This window comes from Promicromonospora sp. NFX87, from assembly GCF_048564965.1.
GTDB lineage: Bacteria > Actinomycetota > Actinomycetes > Actinomycetales > Cellulomonadaceae > Promicromonospora.
This window is the reverse complement of sequence record NZ_CP183413.1, coordinates 306,437-329,437: the sequence shown is the minus strand read 5'-3', so window position 1 is coordinate 329,437 and position 23,001 is coordinate 306,437. Positions and strand designations below refer to the sequence as shown.

The 23,001-nt window shown below is 73.9% G+C and carries 18 protein-coding genes; 5 read left to right on the top strand and 13 right to left on the bottom strand.

Annotated elements, in window-relative coordinates; genetic code table 11:
* Window positions 1-7: 7 nt before the first annotated feature.
* Both ACNYC2_RS01585 and ACNYC2_RS01580 read right to left on the bottom strand, forming a co-directional pair.
* Complete coding sequence (locus tag ACNYC2_RS01585; protein ID WP_419705372.1) at window positions 8-1,156, bottom strand: hypothetical protein; 1,149 nt, start codon at window positions 1,154-1,156, stop codon at window positions 8-10.
* Window positions 1,153-2,097, bottom strand: coding sequence for a glycosyltransferase (locus ACNYC2_RS01580; protein ID WP_419705371.1), 945 nt, complete (start codon window positions 2,095-2,097; stop codon window positions 1,153-1,155). The genes ACNYC2_RS01585 and ACNYC2_RS01580 overlap by 4 nt, the downstream gene beginning before the upstream one ends.
* Before the next feature lie 325 nt (window positions 2,098-2,422).
* On the opposite strand from ACNYC2_RS01580, the gene ACNYC2_RS01575 reads away from it, so the two are divergent.
* Window positions 2,423-4,240, top strand: a complete 1,818-nt coding sequence (locus ACNYC2_RS01575; protein WP_419705370.1) for a polysaccharide biosynthesis tyrosine autokinase — start codon at window positions 2,423-2,425, stop codon at window positions 4,238-4,240.
* 111 nt (window positions 4,241-4,351) lie between these two features.
* Here the strand turns inward: ACNYC2_RS01575 and ACNYC2_RS01570 are convergent, their stop codons facing one another.
* The 7 genes from ACNYC2_RS01570 to ACNYC2_RS01540 form a co-directional block, all read right to left on the bottom strand.
* On the bottom strand, window positions 4,352-4,954 hold the full coding sequence (locus ACNYC2_RS01570) for a serine O-acetyltransferase (RefSeq protein WP_419705369.1): 603 nt from the start codon (window positions 4,952-4,954) through the stop codon (window positions 4,352-4,354).
* Window positions 4,951-6,087, bottom strand: a complete 1,137-nt coding sequence (locus ACNYC2_RS01565; protein WP_419705368.1) for a glycosyltransferase family 4 protein — start codon at window positions 6,085-6,087, stop codon at window positions 4,951-4,953. Before ACNYC2_RS01565 ends, ACNYC2_RS01570 begins: the two co-directional genes overlap by 4 nt.
* Before the next feature lie 19 nt (window positions 6,088-6,106).
* Entirely contained in the window at window positions 6,107-7,612 is a 1,506-nt protein-coding gene (locus tag ACNYC2_RS01560) for a lipopolysaccharide biosynthesis protein (protein ID WP_419705367.1), read from the bottom strand.
* Window positions 7,609-8,682: a glycosyltransferase gene (locus ACNYC2_RS01555; RefSeq protein ID WP_419705366.1), complete on the bottom strand. Its 1,074-nt coding sequence runs from the start codon at window positions 8,680-8,682 to the stop codon at window positions 7,609-7,611. The genes ACNYC2_RS01560 and ACNYC2_RS01555 overlap by 4 nt, the downstream gene beginning before the upstream one ends.
* 115 nt (window positions 8,683-8,797) lie before the next feature.
* Entirely contained in the window at window positions 8,798-10,333 is a 1,536-nt protein-coding gene (locus tag ACNYC2_RS01550; protein ID WP_419705365.1) for a sugar transferase, read from the bottom strand.
* 67 nt (window positions 10,334-10,400) lie between these two features.
* Entirely contained in the window at window positions 10,401-10,691 is a 291-nt protein-coding gene (locus ACNYC2_RS01545) for a hypothetical protein (RefSeq protein WP_419705364.1), read from the bottom strand.
* Between the two features lie 43 nt (window positions 10,692-10,734).
* The gene (locus ACNYC2_RS01540; RefSeq protein WP_419705363.1) at window positions 10,735-12,549 is read right to left on the bottom strand and encodes a DUF4012 domain-containing protein; all 1,815 of its coding nucleotides are present in this window, start codon (window positions 12,547-12,549) and stop codon (window positions 10,735-10,737) included.
* Between the two features lie 408 nt (window positions 12,550-12,957).
* Here ACNYC2_RS01540 and ACNYC2_RS01535 point away from each other — a divergent pair, with 408 nt between their 5' ends.
* Window positions 12,958-13,509 carry a low molecular weight phosphatase family protein gene (locus ACNYC2_RS01535; protein ID WP_419705362.1) on the top strand — a complete coding sequence of 184 codons (552 nt, stop codon included), beginning with the start codon at window positions 12,958-12,960 and terminating at the stop codon, window positions 13,507-13,509.
* Window positions 13,510-13,537: 28 nt separating this feature from the next.
* Window positions 13,538-13,774, top strand: a complete 237-nt coding sequence (locus ACNYC2_RS01530; RefSeq protein WP_419705361.1) for a DUF2530 domain-containing protein — start codon at window positions 13,538-13,540, stop codon at window positions 13,772-13,774.
* On the opposite strand, the gene ACNYC2_RS01525 is transcribed toward ACNYC2_RS01530, so the two are convergent.
* The 4 genes from ACNYC2_RS01525 to ACNYC2_RS01510 form a co-directional block, all read right to left on the bottom strand.
* A complete protein-coding gene (locus tag ACNYC2_RS01525) occupies window positions 13,775-16,984 on the bottom strand; it encodes a sacsin N-terminal ATP-binding-like domain-containing protein (protein WP_419705360.1) in 3,210 nt (1,069 codons plus the stop codon).
* Window positions 16,981-17,859: a DUF3027 domain-containing protein gene (locus tag ACNYC2_RS01520; protein WP_419705359.1), complete on the bottom strand. Its 879-nt coding sequence runs from the start codon at window positions 17,857-17,859 to the stop codon at window positions 16,981-16,983. The genes ACNYC2_RS01525 and ACNYC2_RS01520 overlap by 4 nt, the downstream gene beginning before the upstream one ends.
* A 23-nt stretch (window positions 17,860-17,882) precedes the next feature.
* A complete protein-coding gene (locus tag ACNYC2_RS01515; RefSeq protein WP_116676985.1) occupies window positions 17,883-18,257 on the bottom strand; it encodes a cold-shock protein in 375 nt (124 codons plus the stop codon).
* Window positions 18,258-18,474: 217 nt separating this feature from the next.
* Entirely contained in the window at window positions 18,475-19,203 is a 729-nt protein-coding gene (locus ACNYC2_RS01510; RefSeq protein WP_419705358.1) for a TetR/AcrR family transcriptional regulator, read from the bottom strand.
* Between the two features lie 126 nt (window positions 19,204-19,329).
* On the opposite strand from ACNYC2_RS01510, the gene ACNYC2_RS01505 reads away from it, so the two are divergent.
* Window positions 19,330-20,250 (top strand): NAD-dependent epimerase/dehydratase family protein, encoded by a 921-nt coding sequence (locus ACNYC2_RS01505; RefSeq protein ID WP_419705357.1) that lies wholly within the window; start codon window positions 19,330-19,332, stop codon window positions 20,248-20,250.
* Between the two features lie 61 nt (window positions 20,251-20,311).
* Window positions 20,312-22,996: a helicase-associated domain-containing protein gene (locus tag ACNYC2_RS01500; protein ID WP_419705356.1), complete on the top strand. Its 2,685-nt coding sequence runs from the start codon at window positions 20,312-20,314 to the stop codon at window positions 22,994-22,996.
* The last annotated feature ends 5 nt before the right edge of the window (window positions 22,997-23,001 follow it).

Genomic DNA, 23,001 nt, shown 5'->3' with positions numbered 1-23,001 from the left:
GGCGGCTCTATCGGATGGCGGCCCGGACGTCGGCTTCGACGTCGTCGTCCGGAACCTCCACGGAGGTACCGGACGCCGGAGTGTCCAGCCCACCAAAGGTCCGCGGCCGCCACAGGATGACCGCCAGCATCAGCGGCAGCATCGGCGTCAGGTGCCGCACGTACGACCCGTAGTCGGGCTCGAACACGCTCTGCACGACGGTCAGGCTCAGGACCAGCGCCACGAGCCGCGCCCAGCGCGGGTCGGTCCGCGACTCGGCGGACGACAGGTGCACCGCCCGGGCGAACATGAACCACAGCACCAGCAGGAACGCCGCGACCACCAGGTAGTACGGCGAGAGCCGTAGGAACAGCGGTAGCGGCACCGCGAACGTGACGAGCACTATCGCCGAGTTGAGGAGGCTCCCGACCGGGCCCTCCAGGTCGAAGAACGGCTCGATGAGGGTGCGCGTGTCCACGTCGCCGATCCGGACCTCGTTGACCTTCGTCCGGTAGAAGTCGAGCTCGACCCCCAGATAGTTCTGGAACACGACGGAGAGGACGACGAGCGCGGCCAGCGCGGTGCCGATCATCCTGCGCACGGAGAACCCCCGCGCCATGACCACCCGGAACCCGATGTAGCCGCCGATGACGAGGTACCAGTAGTCACGGAACTCGTGGGCGTAGTACGCCATGGCGCCGACGAGGACGAGCTCCGGCCAGAGCCCGCGGCGTCGCCACAGCGCGATCAGCGCGATCGGGAGCACGAACACGTCCTTGGAGTACGTGCCCACGTAGACGACGGCGAGGACGATCGCGCCCGCGATCAGCGCGAGCGACATGAGGCCCGCGTTGCCGATCCGCCCGCGCAGGGAGAGGAGCAGCACGGCCACGAAGAGCACGTAGCCCAGCATCGCCGCCCACATCGGCTGGTCGGCGAGGCCCAGCGCGCGGTAGATCGCGCCCACCGTGCTGAAGGACTTGTCGGAGTCGTAGCCCTGGTAGCCGCCTGCGATCGTCGCGATCTTCTTGCTGTCGTACAGGAACCGGGCCGGGATGAACGGGCTGCCCAGCAGCACGTAGCAGGCGCTGCCGACCAGGAGCAGCGCCACGAGCACCTGCTTGACGGTGCGGTCGGGGTCGACCTCGCGCACGTCCACGGCCCCACCGGCCGTCACGGCACCAGCGCCCCTCCGGTGGCCTTCGCATACGCCTCGACAACGCCGTCGTGCAGGGCCGACTCGTCCATCTCGCCGACGAGCCGGTCGCCCGACGCGATCATGCGGAGCCGCTGTTCCACGTCCGCGACGGCGGCGTAGGCGGCGAAGGCGGCCTCTGCCGGGGTCCGGGCAGTGGTGAGGCGGGTCCCCTCGAACGCCGGGATCCGGCGGACCACGGTCGGCAGCCCTACCCGGGCGGCGTCGAGCACGCTGATCGGGAACCCCTCGTACGCGGCGCAGTGCAGGTAGACGTCGGACGCCACCAGCTCGCGCATGACGTCGTCGGCGGTGAGCCAGCCGGTGACCTCGACACCCGCGTCCCGCAGCTCGCGCACGAGCGCCTTGTCACCGTCGCCCAGCCAGCGGAAGGACAGCCCGAGGCCGGACTGGTAGGCGTACCGCGCCGTCTCCGCGAAGAAGCGCGGATCCTTCTGGGCGACCACGCGGCCGACCATCGTCACCGTCCTGCGGTCCCCGGCCGGCGCGCCGGAGCGGGCCCCGGCCTCCCGGACCGCGGCCGACGAGGGCGCGTTGGGGATGCGCACGACGTCCCGCACACCCATCGACAGCGCGATGCTCTCCTCGCGGCGGCTCACAGCGGCGACCACCGAGCCGTTCGCTGCCAGCGCCCGCTCCAGGACCCGGACGGCGCCGCGCACCGGCGCCGAGAGGTCTGCCCGCTCGAAGTAGTAGCAGTGCGGCTGGTAGACGACGGGCACCGGCAGCCTCCGCAGCCGCGTGTACAGCCCGGCCCAGCTCGAGTGCGCGTGCACGACGTCGGGCGCCACCTCGTCGATGAGCCGGCGGACCGCCCGCACCCGGGCCGATATCCCGTCCGGAAGCCGGGCGGCGGTGCGGTAGACACCGCGGCCGTCAATGCTCTCGATACCGGTGGACAACAGATGATGTTCGGCCTCGGGAACCAGTTCCGTAATGCGGTCGATCGCACGGCCTACGCCGCCGGAATATCGGTCCGTGACATGCAGAATTCGCAACTGCGCCCCTCCGCTGCGTGCCATAATCCACCCCGAAAAGGACATATATCCCTGCGGGCGCGGTTCATCCGAACGTCCGTTAGATTACCAACGGAAGCGCAGGTAGGCGCGGGAACTAAGCCCGATATGCAACTCTGCCTGACCCTGTAGGACGCAAATCGGCAGGACGCAGATCGGCGCGCTTCTCGGCCGACGAAACCGAACGATCGTGCATCATCAGGGGAACGCTTTGAACGTTACCGAATACCTCCGGATCACCCGTGAGCACTGGGCTCCTGTGGCCGCTGTCGCGCTCGCCGGAATCATGTTCGCCAGCCTGTTCGCGTTGACCAGGACGCCCGCGTACACGACTTCCTCGCAGGTATTCGTGTCGTTCCACGGGGCGGAGTCGACGTCCGAGCTGGCCACGGGCACCAGCTATGTCCAGCGCCGCGTGGTGTCGTACTCCAACCTGGTGCGGAGCCCCCAGGTGCTCGACCCGGTGATCGTGGAGCTGGGCCTGAGCACGACGGCCGGCGAGCTCGGCACGCGGGTCCAGGCCGCACCGGTGACCGACACCGTGCTGATCGACATCACCGCCACCGACGCCGACCCGACGGTCGCCGCACGGATCGCGAACACCGTCGCCGAGAGCCTCGCGGAGCGCGTCGACGAGCTGGAGACGCCGCAGCAGACCGTCGACTCGCCGGTCCAGCTGCAGATGGTCCGCGAGGCCGCCCCGCCCGGCTCCGCGAGCTACCCGAACATCCCCGTCATGATCTTCGTGGGCTTCCTCCTCGGCTCGGCCGTCGGGATCGCTCTCGCCGTCCTGCGGGAGATCGCCGACACCCGGGTGCGGTCGGAGCAGGACGTGCGCGCCGTCACCGACTCGGCGGTCATCGGTGCCATCCCCGTGGACGACGAGGCGGAGAAGAACCCGCTGGTCGTCCAGACGAGCCCGTACCACACGCGGTCCGAGGCGTTCCGGAGGCTGCGGACGAACCTGCAGTTCCTCGACCTGGACGGCGGCCCGCAGGCCTTCGTCGTCACGTCGTCGGTGCCGGACGAGGGCAAGACGACGTCCGCGATCAACCTCGCCATCACGCTCGCCGACGCGGACTCGAGGGTCCTCCTGATCGATGCCGACCTGCGTCGCCCCTCGGTCGCCGGGTACCTCGGCATGGAGGGTTCGGTGGGGCTCACGACCCTCCTCATCCAGCGGGCCACGATCGACGACGTCATCCAGCCCTGGGGCTCCGCGGGCCTGTTCGTCATGCCGTCGGGCGTCGTGCCGCCGAACCCCGCCGAGCTCGTCGGCTCGAAGGCCATGGCCCGGCTGGTCCACGAGATGAGCGAGCAGTTCGACTACGTCATCATCGACACCCCGCCGCTGCTGCCCGTCACCGACGCCGCGCTGATCGCCCGGATGACCAGCGGTGTGCTCATGGTGGCCGGCGCCGGCCAGATCCGCCGCGAACAGCTGCGGCAGTCGCTCGCGAACCTGTCGACGGTCAGCGCCCGGGTGCTCGGGATAGTCCTGAACAAGGTGGGCCGCAGCGCGGACACCTACGGCGCGAGCTACGGCTACGAGTACCAGCCGCGCACCGAGGACACCGGCGGCAAGTCGGGCAAGCCCGGCAAGAAGAACCGCGGGGCCGGCAGGAAGAAGCCGGCGCGGGTGGCACACGTGGCACAGCCGGCGCAGGTGATGCGGCCCGCGCGGCCGGCACCGGTCCAGGAGCCGGCGGCGGGCGCCCGGGCGGCGGACCCCGCCCCGGCCGAGCGCACGGCGGAGCCGCTCCCGGTCGCCCAGCCGGCACAGCCCGCGGGGACCAGGCCGTCCGCCCAGCCCACGGAGCGCACCTCGGTCACCACTGCCGACGGCGGACCGACGAACGGCATCCCCCCGCGCCGGTCCACGGTGCCGCGGATCCCCCGGATCGCACCCGTCTGGGCACCGGTCCGGAGCGACGACGCGGGCTCCGGCCTCGCCCCGACGAGCAAGCTGCAGACGGTCCAGCTCTCGGACGGCTCCCTGAGCACCCAGAACGGTCCGGGAAGCCGCTGAGCTCACGGACTGATCCGACGGCCCCAGGCTCAGGACGGCCGTAACCCCCGGGGGTTACGGCCGTCCTGAGCCTTGTGGACGTGGGTCAGTGCCGGAGCACGACCGATCTCGTCAGGCGATGATCCGAGCGGGGACGCCGACGGCGGACGCGTCGTCCGGGACGTCGGTGAGCACCACCGCGTTGGCGCCGATCCGGGCCCGGTCGCCGACGCGTACCGGACCGAGGACGCGAGCACCGGCGCCGACGTAGACGCCGTCGCCGAGCACGGGGTCGCCCTCCTTCCCCGTCCGTGACCGGGCGGCGCCCAGCGTGATGCCCTGCTGCACGCGGGCGTCGCGGCCGACGACCACGCGGGGGCCGATGACGACGCCCGTGGGGTGCCACAGCACCAGCCCCGGTCCGATGCGTGCGGACCAGGCGATGTCCGCGCCGGTGATGGCGTGGTTGAGCTGCTTGAGCACCGAGCCGAGCACGGGGACGGAGCTGCCGGCTCGTGCGGAGACGCGGTACAGGAACGTCGCGAGGAAGCGCAGCGTGAGGACGGTCGGCAGCACCCCGGCGGTGCCCGGGCGGCGCGGGTCGTCGCTCGTCCGGTTGGCAGCGAGGTCGGCGAGCAGGCCGAGGGGCCGCGCGTCGTCGGCGACCCGTCCGGTGTCGCGCGCCGCGTCCCCCGTCGTCTCGTCCGTCATGTCCTTCGTCGTGTCATGCGTCATCGCGTTTCGACCAGGCCTTCCGTCGTCGAGTCGGTGGGGCGCCCCAGGCCCCAGCGGGGGCGGCCGACGGCGCGTGCGGCGGCGGCGATCACCGCGCCGAGCAGGTCGCTCCCCGCCGTCCAGTCGTAGGCCGCGACGCGCTCGACGGCGGACTGCCGCAGCCGGTCGCGGTAGCCGCCGTCCGCCATGATCCGGGCCGCCGCCGCGGCGAGGGCTGCCGGGTCGCCGGGTGGTACCACCACGCCGTTGCCGAGGTCGCGCACCACCTCAGCCTGACCTGGCACGCCGGTCGCCACCACCGGGAGGCCCGCGGCCGCTGCCTCGATCACCTTGAACGGTGAGGTGCCGCGCGCGCTCGCCGTGACGGCGCCACGAGTGGCGAGGGCGAGCGTCGCCCCGCCCAGCACGCGTGCGACGTCCGCCCGGTCGAGCGTGCCTCGCCACTCGACGCCGTCGGCCCGGGCGGCCAGGACCCGCTCGCGTTCGACGCCGTCGCCGACCACGACGAGCCGCAGCCCGTCCGGCCAGGCCGGCTGCCGGACGGCGGCCACGAGGTCGCCGATTCCCTGCCACGGCGCGAGGTTTCCCACGAAGACGCAGTAGGGCGGCTGTTCAGGGGCCCGTCGCGCGGCGGCGAACAGGCCGACGTCGGCGCCGTTCTCCAGGACCGTCACCTCGTGGGCGGGCCGGCCCGTCACCTCGACCACCCAGCGCGCGATGCCCGCGGAGGGCGCGACCACCCGGTCCGCCACGACGAGCGGGCGCAGCGCCAACCACCGCATGAGGCGGGAGCGGCCGACCCACGGGTGGACCGCCTCCACCTCGGCCAGCACCCCCTGGGCGCAGACGACGGCGGCCCCGCCCCGCAGCCGTGCCGCGACCAGCGCCGGCAGCGCGAACGGGTGCCAGCGCACGACGACGAGGCCGTGCCGCGGCTGCCGCACGGAGTCGACCAGCAGCCGGACGAGGCGGGCGAGCCGTCCACCCGATCGTCCACGCCGGGCGACCACGCGGTCGGGCTCGATACCGAGCGCGGCGAGGCGCTTCAGCGTCCCGTCCAGGTGCACGCCGGCGGCTGCCGACTCCGCCGCGCCCTCGAGCCACACCAGGGTCGTCCGGGGTACCGCGTCCATGTGCTGTCTCCTGGAGGTCTCAGGTGCGGGAAGGCTCACGGGCCGCCCCCTTCCGCGAGAGCAGGCGCGCGCCGCGCAGCAGCACGCCCAGGTCCGTCCGGAGCCTGCGCCACAGCAAGGCCTGCACCGCGACGGCGCCCGCCCAGACGAGGAGGCCCACCGCGAGGGTGGGCCACGAGCCCAGGTCCGCCAGGCGGCTCGCGACCAGCCCCGCGGCCGCGGCGCCGGCGCCGTGGCTCACGAAGGCCCGGACGCCGTTCCAGAACAGCGCCCGCGCGGGCGCCTCGGTGACCCGGCCGACCCACCACAGGCCCAGCGGCCACACCACCGCCGTCGACACCGCATAGCCGAGCGCGGCACCCGTCATGCCGAAGAAGCTGCCGCCGCCGATCGCGAGCAGCACCACGGGCCTGGTCACCAGCGTGAACCGCAGCAGCTCGCCGGTCCGGCCCGCCGATTGGAACACCCAGCCCGGCGCGAAGCCCGCGGCCTCGAACACGCCGCCGACCGCGAGGATCGCGAAGGCCGGGGCGGCCGACGACCACCGCTCGCCGAGCACCACGTCGACGACCGGTCCGGCCAGCGCCGCCGCCAGCATCAGTGCGGGGACGATCGTGTGCAGCAGGATCGTCTGACCGAACAGGAGGAACTCGCGGTAGCGCGCCGGATCGTCGTGGACGCGGGAGAGCACAGGGAGCGCCACGCGGTTGGCCGGCCAGGTGGCCTGCCGGATGGGCAGGGCCATGAGCTGGTACACGCGGCTGTAGAGGCCCGCGACGCCCGCGCCGAAGCGGACGCCGAGGATCGCGGTGTCGATGTTCCGGGTGGCGTAGCCGAGGAGCTGCGCACCCAGCAGGTTCGAGCCGTACCGCACGAACGGGCGCACGGAGACGTCCCGTCGCGGCAGGCCGGGGACCCACCGGCCGGCGGCGACCACCCCTGCCGACATCACGAACGCACCGACGAGCTGCTGCGCCACCAGGGCCCAGTAGCCGCCGCCCGCGACGGCGACCAGGATCGCCACGCACAGCCCCGCGACCGGCCCGGCGACGTCCGCGACGGCGGCCGCGCCCAGACGCATCCCGCGCACGAGGCTCGCCCGGTGCTGCGTCGCCACAGCGTTCAGCAGGAAGCTGAGCGACACCCAGCGGGTGACGTCCGCGAGCTCGGGCTGGCCGTAGAACGCCGCGACCAGCGGCGCACACGCGATGCCTGCTCCCGTGAGCACCGCACCGATCAGGGTGTTCAGCCAGAAGAGGTTGTCGCGCTCGGCGTCGGAGAGCGTCTTCGCCTGGACGGCGGCGTTGGCCAGCCCGAAGTCCCGTACCGTCTCGGCGACGCCGACCAGGGCGAGCACCATCGCCAGGTAGCCGAAGGCCTCCGGCGCCAGCAGCCGCGCGAGCACGACTATCGAGACCGCCTGGACGCCGACCTTGAGCAGCTGTCCGCCCATGGTCACGGCGCCGCCCCGGGCCGCCTGCCTGCCGAGCGGAGCCGGGTCCGTGCCCACGGGTGTCCTGCTCACAGGCGCCCGTCGGCCAGATGCGGCACTACCTTGCGGTACGCCTCCGCGTGGCGCCTGCCGACCAGCTCCCAGTCGCGCTCGTCCAGGTGGGGCCGGGTCCCTCGCTCGCGGGTCATCCGCGCGACGGCCATCGCCCGCAGCAGGTCGGCCGGCTGCAGCACGCCGTCGTACATGATGACCCAGCCCTCCCCGACCTCACGGGCGAGCCCGTCGGTCGCGGCGCCGCGCGGCACGAGCACCGGCCGGTCGAGGGACAGCGCGAGCAGGGCGGCGCCCGAGTTGTGCATCTCCTGATAGGGCAGCACCACGAGCTCCGCGCGGCGCACCTCGCGCGCCAGCAGGTCGTCGGGCACGAACTCCAGCCTGGCCGCTATCCGGTGGTCCGCCGCGGCGACCGTCCTGATGTGGTCCGCGAGCGCCGCGTCCTCGGGCCTGCCGACGATCGTCAGGCGCATCGCCGGGTCGTTGACCGCGCGGAACACGTCGAGCAGCCGTTCGATCCCCTTGTAGCGGCGGATCAGGCCGAACTGGAACAGCCGCCCCGGCTCGGGCCGGGCGCCGGGGTCGGGCGGGAAGACGGACCGGTAGTGGCCGTGCGGGATGGTCACGTTCCGCACCCCGGGCGGCAGCGGCGTCGTCGGGTTGAGCCTGATCCACAGCACCGTCCGGCGGTCGAGCGCCGCCAGGAACGACCGCTCCAGGCGGCCGCCCGACTCGTGCGGCGCGACGTTGTGCGCGGTGCGCACCACCGGCGTCTCCATGAGGTCGAGCCGCAGCAGGAGCAGGTGGGCGAGGATCGCCTTGACGAACCGGCCGACCGGCGTCCGCTGTCGCACGAGGAACTCGGGCCAGTGGACGTGCAGCACGTCGTACGCGCCGAGGATCGCGCGCGGCCACGAGAACGTGAGGATCTGGATCTCGGGCGGTGCGCCGCCGATCATGTGGTCCACGTACTGCGTGGTGCCGTTCGGGGCGGGCAGCACGTGCAGCACCCGGATCCGGACGCCGACGGCGGTCTCGACGTCCGCGGGGTCGTCACCCCTGCTCCTGCGGCTCGTTGAACGCACCATTCCCCTTTCCCGCTCAAAACAAATGCCCACTTATCACCCCAAGAAATCGGCGAACCAACCGACCGGCAATAGTTTTAAATCGTATTGCCGTGCTTAATGCCGCGCATCCGGGCGATCAGTAGGCACCGCTCGGCGCGAACACCTCGCGAGCGGTCCGCAGCATGATTCCGATGTCGCCGAGCAGGCTCCAGTTCTCCACGTAGTAGAGGTCCAGCCGCGTGCCCTGGTCGATGGTCAGGTCGTTGCGGCCGCTCACCTGCCACAGGCCCGTCAGCCCCGGCTTGACGAACAGGCGGCGCCGCAGCGCGTCGTCGTACTGGGCCACCTCGAGCGCGACCTGCGGCCGGGGGCCGACCAGGCTCATGTCGCCCTTGATGACGTTCAGCAGCTGCGGGAACTCGTCGAGGGAGTACTTGCGCAGGAACCGGCCGAGCGAGGTGACGCGCGGGTCGTCCTTGCGCTTGTAGTAGATGCCCACCTCGCCGTCGAGCACGTCGGTGAGGCTCTCCTCGGCGTCCTGCCGCATCGACCGGAGCTTGTAGAGCGTGAAGGGCTTGCCGTTCAGGCCGATCCGCTGCTGCCGGAACAGGGCCGGCCCGGGGCTGGTGAACCGCACGCAGAGCGCGAGGAGCAGCATCGGGACGGCGACCACCGCCGCGATCAGCGTCGCGACGACCAGGTCGAACACACGCTTCATCGCATGCTGGAGGCCGGTGTAGCCGGGCGGCGAGACCTGCACCACCGGGACGCCGTCCACCGGCGTGATCAGCATCCGCGGACCGGCGACGTCCGCCAGCGCGGGGACGACCACGAGCTCGGCGCCCGTGACCTCGAGGTCCCACGCGAGCTGCTTGAGCGCCGCGGGGGTCGCGCTGTCGGACGCCGTCACGGCGACGACGTCGACGTCGATCGTGCGGGCCGCCTCGGCGGCGTCCTCGACGCGGCCGAGCACCGGGACGCCGTCGACGGGCGACGGGACACCGGCCCCGCCCGGTATGCAGATGCCCACCACCAGGAAGCCCGCCTCGTGCGCGCGGTCCACGCGGCGGCAGAGGTCGAGCACCGCGTCCCGCCCGCCCACGATCAGCGTGCGGCGCTGGAAACGGCCGTGCGCGCGCTCGGCGTGCAGCCGCGCGGCGAGCACGCGCCGTCCGACGACGAGGAGCACCAGGCCGACGGGCAGGGTCACGGCCACGTACGAGCGGGCGAGGTCGAACTTGACGAGGTAGCAGACGATCGCGGCGAGGCCGAAGAGCGCGAGGGAGCCTCGCGCGACCCGTACGTACTCCTCGCGGCCCGAGCCCAGGATGCGCGGGCTGCGCGCGCCGGCGAGGCCTATCGCGATGACCCAGGCCTCGGCGAGCGCCACCGAGATGAGGACGTACTGGCCGCCGCGCGGCTCGAAGAGCTCGACCTGGACCTGCCGGTCGAAGCGGAGCACGTAGCCGAGGGTCACGGCGGCCACCACTGCCACGATGTCCACGAACAGCGCGCGATCGGTGACGATCTCCTGCCACGGAGCGGCCGGGCCCTTGCGCGGCGCCGGTGCGGTCATCGACGCGGCGAGCCGTGCCGCCTCGTCGTCCAGCTCCTTGAGCGCGGCCGCTTCACGATCGACGTCAGCGGCCTTCGGATGGTTCTCGACGGTCAAGGCACACTCCCCCTGGACAGGTACATCGAGGCTGGTGCAGTGAGTCTGGAGGACCAGCTCTGCTGGATCAGCTCTGCCGGGTCCGGATCCGGCTGACGACGATCGCGGCCACGCCGGCGACGACCAGCCCGCCGGCGATCGCGAGGTACGGGAAGCTCGTCGGGCCGGTGGCGGCGATGCCCATCCGGCCGCCCGCACCGCCGGTACCCGCACCGGCGCCCGGCCCGTCCGCGCACTCGGTGCTGACACACGGCTGCTCGCGGTGGTCGGCGCCCGCCGGGCCCGCATACGCGGCTCCGGCCGGCGCCAGCACGACCACCATGGCGATCACCAAAGCACTGATGAAGCGTCGAAGCATTGCCCTGTCCCCTGGATAGTGACTTTTGATCAGCCGGTCGGCGTCACTTTCCGACGGACACTTCAGCAGGTCGTGTACCCGGTGTCGTACGAAGAATGACATCGCCGTCCTGGTGCTTCCCAGTGATAATTGCATAGGTCACAGAAACTGTCTTGCCAGGGTGAATTTCTATGTCGTCGAATGCCCTGGACAGACCGTCGTGCTGCTGCGGAGAGATCCCGGTTTTCTCCGAGTTCTCGGACGCGTCGAGAACGGCGCCGCCCGCGGGCGCATAGACGATCGAACGGAGCCGGATCAGGCCCGGCTCGCTCGCGTCCTGACCGGCCAGGTAGTCCGGCGGCGAGCCCGCGCCGGGCTCACCGACGCGCGACGTGTAGGCGACGGTCACCTCGAGCTCCCGCGCCCCGTCGGGCCTGGCACCCCGCTCGACGACGTCGACCGCGGTGTCGAGGTAGTGGCCGACCTTGGCCGTCTGCAGGCCCTGGGTGAAGACGCCGACCACCGGCCGGGAGCCGTTCACCCCGCGCAGCCCGCCGTCGAGGACCGTGCCCTCGAGCAGGTGCGCCTCCCCCTGGTGCGCCGACCACAGGAGCAGCCGGCCCTCCCGCGCTGCCGCCGCCAGGGCGTCGACCATCCCGCCGGGCTCACCGGAGCCCTCGGACAACGACTCGAACGCCGACTCCGCGAAGTCGGCGAAGATCAGGTCGGCGCTGTCCGCCGTCTCCGTGAGGTAGATGCCGTTGACGAGGTAGCTCACCAGCTCCTCGCCCAGCAGCCCCGCCCCGGCCCCGTCCGGGGCGGACCCGTCGACCTCCAGGAGCCCGGCCAGCGCGGTGGGGTCGACGGACAGCACGCCGTCCACGAGCTGCCCCGTCTCGCTCTCCCACATCGCGCGAGCCATCTCGGCGGCCCGCGGGAAGTCCGGCGTCGACGTCACGTTCTGCATCCAGCCGCCGACCGCGTCGCCGAACATCGCCTCCTCGCCCTCCGTCAGCGTGCCGGGCGGCGGCGTGTAGGACCCCACCTGGCTGGCGTGCATCTGGTCGGTGAGCTCGATCCTGCCGCGGTCGGCGTGCAGCACCAGCACGGTGCCGACCACTCCGCCCAGCGCCCGTGGTTCCGCGTTGTTCTGCACCAGGACGAGGTAGTCCCTGGGCCCGTCGGCGCCCAGCATGGGCGGGATGAGCTGCGCCGCGCGGGCCGCCGTCGCCGTCGACATGCGCAGGTCGCCGAGCTGCCCCTCCAGGTCGGAGACGGCGGCGGACACCTGCGGCAGCATCGGCGACCGGTCGATGTCCTCGACGCGCTGCTGCGCGTACCCGACGGACTGGTCGGCGCGCCGCACGTCCGGCGCCACCCCTTCCAGGGGCGCGAGGTCCACGCGGCCGCCGTGCGGCGCGAAGGTCGCCGGGTCGGCCACCTCGACGACCGAGGCGAGCTGCGGGAGCGGACCCTGCGCGAGGCGGTCGACCACGGCGGCCATGGTCGCCACGGCTTCCACCGTCGGCCCGACGCCGGGCAGCCTGCTTGCCAGCGTCCAGTGCGGGCCCGCCGTCGCCGCCTGGGCGTCGGCGGCATGGTTCTGCAGCTGCGCCACGGTGGTGTCCAGGCTCTCGATGCGTCCGGCGACGGCATCGGCCTGCAGCGTGGAGACACCGCGGGCGGCCTGGGCCAGCGAGTCGCGGGCCCGCACGGCGTCGAACGCCACCCAGGCCATGAGGACCGCGAGGGCGACGAGCAGCCCGGTGAGGCTCAGCACGACGATCTTCAGGCTCCGGCGCCGCGACCGCGTCCAGTACACCCGTCTGGGCAGCGGCGGCTTCTTCCACGGCGCCGGTGCGGGAGGCGCGGGACGCACTCTCGTGACCGTGGCGAGACCCCCGCCCCCCGGCGGGGAAAGATCGTTCGTCCCGGGCTTTCTGAGGGGCAGGACCTTGGCGCCTTCGTCGGCACCATTGCCCACCTGCGTACTTCCCGTCCACGTACTTTGAGCAGGGCTGTTCGCAGGCGAGAACACCGGTGCGTCCGCCCACTTGTCGCCCCATCCAGGATGTGTCACCAGACCCCCTGATGGCTATGTCCGCACGATCCGCGTCACGTTACCTGCGACCCGTCAAGAGGGCACGGCAGAATTCACCCTCAGGCTTTCAGGGGCTGCATTAGGGGGTGATTTAACTCGTGAAGCAGCGACAAACCGGTCAAGGCAAAGTAATGCATGCTTAGAATGGCGCCGGACTTAACAGACTTTTCGAGAGGGGTATCCCTTATGTCGCTTACCGTGCTCGCCGTCTGCACGGGCAACATCTGCCGCTCTCCCGCCGTCGAGACCCTGCTGCGCAGCGTCCTCGACTCGTCCGTCACCGTCAGCAGCGCCGGGACGCACGCGCTGGTCGGCCAACCGATCGCCGAACCCATGGCAGAGCTCCTCACCGCCGGTGGCTTCCCGCCCACCGGGTTCGCCGCGCGGCAGCTGACCAGGGAGCTCGTCGAGCAGGCGGACCTGGTCCTCGCTCTCACCCCGGACCACCGCACCCGGGTGGTCGAGGCGGTGCCGTCCGCCGTGCACCGCACCGTCACCGTCGCCGAGCTGGGGCGGCTGTCCAGCACCCTGCCCCCGGGCACCGTCTTCGGCCAGGACGACGCCGCCCGGCTCGCCACCCTCGTACCCGCCGCGCTCCTCGAACGGCCTCACCACGTCGGCCGGCACCACGACGACGAGGTGATCGACCCCTACCGGCGCTCGGCCGACACCTATCGCCGCAGCTACGACCAGATCCTCGACGCGCTGACCCCGATGATGGCGGCGCTCCGCGCCTGACCGGCACAGTTGTCCGTAGACTGGCGAGGTGCCAACGATCCGCTCCCTGCTGGCTCATCCCGAGGAGCGCCGGCCCAGCCCGCCGGCTCCGCGTGCCGATCTCTTCCGCGTCTTCGGCGCGGGCATCGTGCTGTTCGCCATCGGGATGATCGTGACGCTGATCCTCCACCTCACCGGGCGGGGCGGCCTTGAACCCGTGTGGATCTGCGGCACGGGCATGGCGCTCGGCGGGCTGGGCCTCCTCTGGGCCCGCCGCCACCGCTGATCACTCCCAGACGCGCTCCGCGCTCAGCTCCTCCGCGCGTGCCGGGTCGCGCAGCGCGGCCTCCAGGAGGAGCGGGTCCACGCCGGTGAGCTCGGCCAGCGCTCGGGCCAGACCCTCTGGCGACGCGGCATGCGCGACGCCGACGCCGCCCACGCCGCCCGGCGTCTCAGTCACCCACCACGCGACGTTCTTTCCCTCGACGGTCAGCCCGTCGTGGCGCCGCCAGGTCGACGGCGCGTCCGGCGCGAGCGCCCGCACCCGCGGATCGAGCTCGACCGCCTCGCCGGGCTCGTCGGGGGCGATACCGGTGTCGCCCTCGAACGGGAGGTCCAGCAGCTCGGCGAGCGCCTCGGCGACGTCGGCCGGGGCGGGGACCACCGGACCGAGCTGGGCCCAGCGCGCCGAGGCGGCGACCGCGAGGTCGTCGACGCTCTCGACGGTGACTCCGGCAGGTCCCAGCGCGGGCAGCCGGGACGGGGTGATCGCCCGGGCGTCGTCGACGCGGGCGAGCGCGGCCAGCCCGGCCCAGACGGCGCGCGCGACGTCGGCGGGCACGGTCCGGCGCCCGTCGGTCTGCGACTCGGGCAACCGCTCCAGGACGGCCGGCCAGTCGTGTCCGGGCAGGTCAGCCAGGTTGTGGAGCCCGCCGAGCGCGGCCAGGACGTCGTCGTCGAGCCCGGCGGTCACGGGCGGAGCGGGCGGCAGCAGGGGCGTGTCGCCGAGCGCGAACGGCGCGCCGACCCGACGTCGCAGGAACCACGCCGTGTACGACACGGCCTGCCGGTCGGGGGCGTCCGGGGAACGCACGGGAGTCAGGAGCGTGCGGCGCAGGCCGGGGTCGGCCGACACCCTGCCGAGCGCCGCGGCGAGCGGGCCGGGTCCGGCGTCCGTCGGGTCACGCAGCGCGTCGAGGTCCGAGACCGCCTCGACGTCGCCGATCCACGCGCCCGGACCGAGCTGGTCCGCGAGGTGCTCGAGGTACTCGTCCCAGTCGGAGAGCCATCCGGCGGGGTCGTCGGGCCCGTAGTCGGCGTCGTCACCGTCGGCGGCCACGACGTCGGCGACCCGGTAGACGACCAGCTCGGCGCGGGCGCCGGCGGCGGTGAGGGCGGCGCTCCCCCAGTGTTCGACGACGTCGTCCCGCACCAGCGCGAGGTCCACGTGCTCGGCCGCCCACGTGCCGGGCAGTGCCGCCTCGCGCAACGGCACCACGTCGCCGTCCGCCACGACCGGCAACTCGCCCAGCCAGAACGGGAGGTCGGCCGAGCCGGTCTCGGCCGCCAGCCGGACCAGCTCGAGCACCGCCACGACCACCTCCGCCGCGGTCGGGTCGTCGAGCACGCCCAGGTCCGGCGCCATGTCGGACGACGACCCGCCCGCCGTGGACGCCGCCGACAGAACCGCACCGAGGTGTTCGGCGTCGCCGTCGTCCAGCACGACCTCCGCGGCGGCGAGCGCCGTCGACCGGACCGCCGGGTCCGCGAGGAGCCCTTGCGGGGTGGTGGAGGCGGCGCCGGCCCGTTCGAGCAGCGGATGCGCCACGTCCGGATGCACCACGCGGACGCCGAGCGCGCGGGCGATCCCGGCGAGGTGCGGTGCGTCGAGCAGCACGGTGCCGCGGGCGCCGCGGGTCACGCGGCCGTCGGCGAGCGGGATCGGCGCCCCGGCGACCGCCTCGACCACCGTGGGCTCGCCGGCATGCGGGGCGATGGCGTCGAGGGCCGCGCGGATCACGCCGGGTTCGGGCGGCAGCGTCTCGACCACGTCCGCGAGGCCGACGGACTCGGCACCCAGCGAGCGCGCGAGCGTCTGGTGCCGCACCGGCACGGTGACCAGGGCTGCGGAGGTACCGGCGGCGAGCGCGGAGGCGAGAGCCGGGTCCTCGCCGAGCGGTCCGGCGAGGAAGGCCGCACCCCTCGGTGCGATGCGCGGCGGGGCGCCGGGCGCACTCAGCCGGAGGAGCGGGGTGTCGCGCAGGGCCGCGTCGGCCGACGCGCGGACCGCGGCGTCGACCTCGCCGGCGGGGAGCCCGGTCGGCACGAGGCCGAGGACCTCGCGCTCGGCGCCGAGCTCGCCCAGGAACGCGGCGTAGGCGCGGCCGGCCTCGGCGGCCACCCGGTCCGACGTCGGGCCGGGGAGCACACCTCGCCGCCCGGGGTCGACGGGGAACGAGGCGATGAGCAGGGCCGGGAACGTGAGCCGGACGTCGGTGGGGGTCGGCGCGTGCAGCGCCGCGCCCTCTGCCGCGCGTCCGCCCGTGGTGGGCAGCGCCCAGAGCACCGACCAGTCCGGGCGGCGCGCCTCGGACGGCAGGCTGTCGTCGGGCCCGAGCGCGCCGGACGCGCGGTGCACGCGCCACCGCGAACCGACGTCGCGCAGCACGCGGCGGCTCGGCGACGGCGTCGCACCGTGCGGTTCAGAACCCGGCTGACCTGCGAAGTCGTCCTCGATGACCACCTCGTCGAGCGCGGGCAGGGCGAGCAGGAGCGCGTCGTCGAGCGCTGCGAGCTGAGCGCGGACGGCGGCCACGGCGTCGGCGTCGCGCAGCACGAGCTCGACCACGGTGTCCGGCTCGTCCGGCGTCGTCGCTGGCGCGGGGAACGGGAGCCGCAGCACGGGCAGCGCGTCGCCGCGGGACCGGGCCTCGCCCCTGAGCCCTACCTCACCGGCAGCACCGGGAGCGAGATCGGCACCTTGCTCGACGCCCTGCTCGAGCCCCAGCTCCGCGCGCGTACCCGAGAGCGAGAACCGCACGCCGCCGGTGCGCGAGCGGACGACCACGTCGTCGGACACCGAGCGGACGGCGGCGAACCCGACGCCGAACCGCCCCACGGCACGCAGCGCCTCGCCGGCGCCCGGATCGACGGCGGCGTCGGCATCGGCGTCGGCCGAGACCTTCGCGGAGGCGCGGAGCGACGCCAGCGACGCGACGCCGTCGGCGTCGAGCGGCGCACCTGTGTTGGCCGCGACGAGCCGCCCGCCCCCGCCGGCGTCCGGCTCCAGCCGGAACGTCAGCCGGCCGGGGACCCCGGCGCGTGCGGCGGCGTCGGCGGCGTTCTGCGCGAGCTCGACCACCACCCGGTCGCGGTAGTAGCCGCGGGCGTGGTCCTCCTCGGAGTTCGCGTCCTCGCGGAAGCGCGTGGGCGACGCATGCCACGCCTCGGTCACCGCGCGCCGCAGCGCACCGGTGCCGAAGGGGTCGCGGGTCACGCGGAGGGTTCGTCCTCGGCGGGGGTCGTCTCGACAGGCTCGACCCGCGAAGAAGGCTCGACCCGCGAACCGGGCTCGACCCGCGAGACAGGCTCGATCTCGTGCTCGTCGATCAGCGGCGCGGGCGCGGGCCAGTCGGTCGGGTGCTCCTCGACGTCGGTCTCCGAGTGCGCGCCGCAGCCGTGGTCGAGCGAGACGACCTTGCCGTCGTCGGGCGACCACTCGTTGGCGCACACCCCGAAGAGCTGCCCCATCGAACCGGACAGGGGGATGAGGAACGCGCAGCTCATGCACTCGGCCGCCGCCGCGACGGCGCCCGCCGTGGTGGGGCCGCGTGTGCCGCGGTACCAGCGCTCGGCGGCCTCGGCCCTGCCCTCCGGGGACAGCACGCGGGTGCGGGCGAGCGCCAGCTCGTCGATCGCCACCTCGTCCACCTCGGCGTCACCCGTGGGGGTGTACCCGGGCTCGAGCCGCGGGTCGTCGGCGCGGAACGGCAGCACGTCACCCGGGCCGACGTCGCCCGGGCGCAGCCGCTCGGACCACGGCAGCCAGGCCGGGGCGAGGATGGCCTCGTCGCCGGGCAGCAGCTCGACCTCGCTGATCGTGGCGGCCCGGCCGCGCGGCACGCGCGTCACGGTGACCGTCCAGTGCCAGCCGCGGTACCCCCGCATGGTCGCGTTGAAGCGGTGGGAGACCACACGCTCGTCCTCGAAGAAGGTGCCGAGGTGCTCCCCGACGTCCTCCGGTCGCTCGGCGACCTCCTGTGCGGCGGCGCGCGCGAGCTCCGCGGCACCGTTCAGCACGGCGTCTCGGCTCGAGCGTGCGGCGATCCGCCTGGTGAATGTTCGTATGGCGGGCGCGATGGTCGTGACCATGTTCCTCGGGACCTCGTGTGGTTTCAGGCGTCGAAGTCGTCTGCGACCTTGCGCAGCATCTTGGCGAGCAGCTCCGGGTTCTTCGGATAATGCCCCTTGCGCAGGTCGTTGGCCACGCGGTCCAGCATCTGCGTGAGATCGCCGACGATCACAGCCATGTCGTCGGCGGGCTTCCGCTTCGCCTTTGCGACCGACGGCGCGGCGTCCAGCACCTTGACCGCGAGCGCCTGGGGACCGCGGCGGCCGTCGGCCACCCCGAAGTCCACCCGTGCGCCCGGCTTGGGGACGACGCCGTCGGGCAGCGCGGAGGCGTGCAGAAATACCTCGCCTCCGTCCTCGTTGGCGATGAAACCGAAGCCTTTGTCGGTGTCGAACCACTTGACCTTGCCGGTGGGCACTGCGACCTTCTTCTGTGCTTGTCGGAACTGCTCATTGACTGCTCGGGTACTGCTCGGGGATCTGCCCGGACCGGCCCTGGCTGCTGCGAGCTGAGCGCGCCACCTGGACCGGAAGTACCAGGTTACCGGGCGGAACCGTGCCGCGTCGCATGCATTGGGCACTCTTCGCCCGCGCGACCTGCCCAGGGCCTCGTCCCGGAGGGCCGTTTGCCGGGTTTCAGGCCTGGATGCCCAGGTCCGCGGCGAGGCGTAGCGCCACCTCGTCCAGCCATACCTCGGGGTCCGCGATCGAGCCCACCTGGTGCCCGAACAGCTCGAACGAGATCACCCCGAACAGCTCGGTCCATGCCATGACGGCGCGCCGGACGGTCTCCGGCAGCTCGCCGTCCGCCGGGCCGGCGCTCTCGATGAGCCCGTGCTGCGTGACGAAGGCGATCGCCGGCGCGACGGTCCCCGGGTCGGCCACGGCGCCCGGCACCGCGGGCGGGCGCGCCCCGGCCGCGTAGCCGTCGCCCACTATGCGGATGAGTACGCGGACCACCCGGGTCGCCGGGTCGACAGTGTCGCGCGGGGCGGCGTAGCCGGGCACCGGCGTGCCGTAGAGCAGCCCGAACTCCCCTGGGTGCGTGACGCACCAGGTACGGACGGCGCGGAAGGTGGCGAGCCAGCGCGCGACGACGTCCGAACGGTCGGCGACGCCGGCGTCGGCGGCCTCGGCGGCGGTGCCGAGCTCGTCGTACGCCTCGATGAGCAGGGCGGTGAGCAGCGCGTCACGGCTCGGGAAGTACCGGTAGACGGCCGAGGAGACCATCTCGACGTCGCGGGCGACGGCGCGCAGCGACAACCCGGCGGCGCCGTCGGTCGTCAGCCGCGCGCGGGCCGAGTCGAGGATCTCGCGGGTGATCGTCTCGCGGGCGAGGGCACGTGCGGTTCGGGCCGGGCTCATGGGCCCAGGGTGCCACCGATGGATCACCGCACACAAACGCGAGCACTGCTCTTGCCAAGGTGCACCCGCTCGTGCCACGCTTACGACACGGAACGAGAGCACCGCTCTCAGAATGGAGCAATGATCATGACTGACCGCCACCTCATCGTCGGAGCGGGCCCCATCGGCACCCACGTCGCCGCCCTGCTGGCCGAGCGCGGTTCGCGCGTCACCGTCGCGAGCCGTTCGGGCCGCAGCACCGGGATCGACGGCGTCGAGCACCTCGCCCTCGACGCCTCGGACGCCGACGCGCTGTCCCGCGCCGCCGACGGCACCGACTACCTCTACAACTGCGCCAACCCCGGGGACTACACGCAGTGGGAGCGCGTCTGGCCCTCGCTCGCCGCGTCCCTCCTGTCGGCCGCGGAGCGCTCCGGCGCCGTCTACGCGATCACCGGCACGCTCTACCCGTACGGCCCCGTCGACGTCCCGCTCTCCGAGGACCTGCCCGACGCCGCGACCGACCACAAGGGCCGCCTCCGCGCCCGGATGTGGGCGGACGCCAAGGCCGCGCACGACGCCGGGCGGCTGCGCGCCGTCGAGATCCGCGGCTCCGACTACATGGGGCGCGGCGTCGGCGGCAACGGCCACATCTCGCGCCAGGTGCCCACCGCGCTGCACGGCAAGCGCGCCGTGATGATGGGCCGCACCGACCTGCCCCACACCTTCACCGACGTCGCGGACGCGGCCCGCACCCTGGTCGCCGCCGCCGAGGACCAGGGCGCCCACGGCAGGGTCTGGCACGTCCCGAGCAACGCGCCACGGACCCAGGCGCAGGCGCTCACCGACGTCCTGGCGAGCGTCGGCAAGCCGCCGGTGAAGGTCTCCTCCCTGCGCGGCGCCGCTCTCGGCGCCACCGCCCTGGTCTCCCCGTTCATGCGGGAGATGCGCGAGATCATCTACCAGTGGGAGCGCCCGTACGTCCTGGACGACACCGCCGCCCGCGCCCGCTTCGGCATCACCCCGACGCCGTGGGAGGAGGTCTGCCGCCGCACGGCGCAGGTCTGAGGCGGCCCCGGGCGTGGACCGGCCGAACTCCAGGCCCGGAAACCCGCGTAGCATCGTCAGGATGGCCTCCTCGCTCCCCGCAGCGCCGGCGGCGGCCACGCGGCACTTCGCCGACGACCTCCGGCAGCGCTCGGACACCGCGCTCGCCGCGCTCCTGCGCGCCCGTCCTGATCTAGCCGCACCCTCTCCCTCCACGCTGCGCTCGCTCGCGGCACGCGCCTCCAGCCGCACCTCTCTCGAGCGCGCACTCGCCCGCTCCGACGCCCTGACGCTGCAGGTGCTGGAGGCGGTGCTCGCCCTCGAGCCCGTCTTCCGCCCGCCGTCCGGCCCGCCGGAGGAGAGCTCCGCCGGGTCGCCGCTCGCCGGGCCGCTCAGCGCCGAGGTCGTCACCTGGGCGCTCGGCGGGTCGGCGGAGGACGGACCCCGGGTCGACGCGGCCGTCCGCCGCGCCGTCGAGCAGGCACTGCTCTGGGACGCGGGCGGCGAGTACGGCACGACGCTCGACCTGCGCACGGTGCCGGGCCTCGACGAGCTGCTCGGCCCGAACCCCGCGGGGCTGGGGCCGCACCTCGACCCCGTACCGGCCGGGCTGACCGAGGCGGTGGGCCACGCGCTCGGGCCGGCCGCCGGCCGGACCGGGACAGCGGCGGCGCTGGGCGCACTCCTCACCGAGGCGCCGCCCGGCGCCCGGGCGATCCTCGACGCGCTCGCGTGGGGTCCCCCGGTCGGCGTCGTGCCGCCCGCGGGCACCCGGCCGCGGGACGCCGTGAACTGGCTGGTCACCGAGCACCTGCTGGTCCGGTCGGACGCCAGGCACGTCGTGCTGCCGCGCCTGGTCGGGCTCGCGCTCCGCGACGGGCACACGCATCGTGAGCCGCGCACCCTGCCGCCCGAGCCGCGGGGCCGGGCGGTACCGACCGCGACCGCCGACGCCGAGGCCGCGAGCGCGGCGCTCGAGCTCGTCCGGCGTGTGCGGCTGCTCCGGCAGTCGTGGGACGAGAGCCCGCCGTCGGTCCTCCGCGCAGGCGGCCTGGGCGTGCGCGACCTGCGCAGGGTCGCCGCCCAGCTGGAGACGGACGAGCGGGCCACGGCGTTCGTGGTGGAGGTCGCCGCGCTGGCCGGCCTCGTCCGGGACGACGGCGAGGCGCCGCCGTCGTACGTGCCGACCGTCACCGACTGGGACGACCTGGACGACGCCGCCCGCTGGGCGCGGCTCGTCGAGGCCTGGCTGGCCTCCCGCCGGGCACCGTGGCTCGTGGGCTCCCGCGACGACAAGGGGGCGCTCCGGGCGCCGCTGTCGCCGGACCTGCAACGGCCGTGGGTGCCCCGGCTGCGCAACGGCGTGCTGGGCGTGCTCGCGGCCGAGCCGGCCGGCGGCACCGTCCTCGCGCCCGCACCCGAGGACGTGGTCGAGGTGCTGACCTGGCACACGCCGCGCTCCGTGCCGCCCGCGACCGCCGTCGAAGGTCTGCTGACCGAGGCCGAGTGGCTGGGCGTGACGGGGGCCGGCGCGCTCTCGACGCCGGGCCGCGCGCTGCTCACCGACGTGTCAGACCCACAGGTCACCCGGGTGACCCGTACGTCTGACAGGTCGGCGGGCGATCCCGCGGAGGCGCTGCGCGCCGTCCTGCCCCACGAGGTGGACGAGATCCTGCTCCAGGGCGACCTGACGGGGATAGTCCCCGGCCGCCCGTCGCGCGGGCTCGCGCGGCTGCTGGAACGGTCGACGGACATCGAGTCGCGGGGCGCCGCGACCACCGTGCGGTTCAGCCCGGCGTCCGTCACGCGCGCACTCGACCAGGGCGAGACCGCCGACGGCATGCTCGACGAGCTCGCCCACCGGTCGCCGGTGCCGGTCCCGCAGCCCCTGGAGTACCTGGTCCGGGACACCGCGCGGCGGCACGGCGCGGTGCGGGTGGGTACCGCATCGTCCTACCTGCGGGCCGCCGACGCGACGGTGCTCGCCGGCCTCGAGCACGACCCGACGCTCGTGGGCCTCGGCCTGGTGCGGCTCGCGCCGACCGTGCTCGCGGCGTCCGTCCCCGCGGCGGCGCTGCACGAGGCGCTGCGGAAGCGCGGCCTGGTCTCGGCGCTCGAGGGGCCGGACGGGCGCGTGCTCGTCGCCCGCCGGGGCGTGACCGGCCGGGCGATGCCGGCCCCCCGCTCGGCGGCCGCCATCCGGATGGGTACGAGCGCCCCGGCCGAGGTCGTCGACCGCACCCCCGACCCGGAGGCGCTGGTCGCCGACCTGCGCGCCGTGGAGGAAGCGGCGCGCGCGGGCGCCCGGGCCCGGGCCGACGCCGCGGACGTCGCCCGCTCGGTCTCGACGTCCGGCAGCGGCATCCCGCTGCGCGGGTACCGCGTCGTCAGCGCCGTGCCGCCTCGGCCGGAGCCGCCGGCGGACCGGCCGCGGCCGGGTGCGCTGGAGCCGCTCGCGGCTGCCGACGCACCGTCCCTGGACCGCCCGGTGACGTCCGCCGCGGACGTCGACGCGGGGGCCCTGGAGGAGGACGCGGGAACACAGCACCCCGCTGACGGGTTGGCACTTCTGCGCGACGCGCTCCGCGACGGCACCACGGTGATCGTCGAGGTGGCCGGCCACACCGGCCGGCTGGAGCGCCGCGAGCTGAAACCCCTGAACCTCGACGGCGGGCGGCTCCGTGCTCTCGACCCGGATCGAGAGGCCGAGCTGACGATCGCCGTCCACCGCATCGCGTCGGTCCTGCCGACGTCGTCCACGCCGTAGAACTG

Excerpts from the sequence above, each read along its gene's own strand:
- ACNYC2_RS01570 (WP_419705369.1), bottom strand. The coding sequence starts at position 4,954 with ATGACGCATGACACGACGAAGGACATGACGGACGAGACGACGGGGGAC.
- ACNYC2_RS01565 (WP_419705368.1), bottom strand. The coding sequence starts at position 6,087 with ATGGACGCGGTACCCCGGACGACCCTGGTGTGGCTCGAGGGCGCGGCG.
- ACNYC2_RS01555 (WP_419705366.1), bottom strand. The coding sequence starts at position 8,682 with ATGGTGCGTTCAACGAGCCGCAGGAGCAGGGGTGACGACCCCGCGGAC.
- ACNYC2_RS01545 (WP_419705364.1), bottom strand. The coding sequence starts at position 10,691 with ATGCTTCGACGCTTCATCAGTGCTTTGGTGATCGCCATGGTGGTCGTG.
- ACNYC2_RS01535 (WP_419705362.1), top strand. The coding sequence starts at position 12,958 with ATGTCGCTTACCGTGCTCGCCGTCTGCACGGGCAACATCTGCCGCTCT.
- ACNYC2_RS01520 (WP_419705359.1), bottom strand. The coding sequence starts at position 17,859 with ATGGTCACGACCATCGCGCCCGCCATACGAACATTCACCAGGCGGATC.
- ACNYC2_RS01510 (WP_419705358.1), bottom strand. The coding sequence starts at position 19,203 with ATGAGCCCGGCCCGAACCGCACGTGCCCTCGCCCGCGAGACGATCACC.
- ACNYC2_RS01505 (WP_419705357.1), top strand. The coding sequence starts at position 19,330 with ATGACTGACCGCCACCTCATCGTCGGAGCGGGCCCCATCGGCACCCAC.
- ACNYC2_RS01500 (WP_419705356.1), top strand. The coding sequence starts at position 20,312 with ATGGCCTCCTCGCTCCCCGCAGCGCCGGCGGCGGCCACGCGGCACTTC.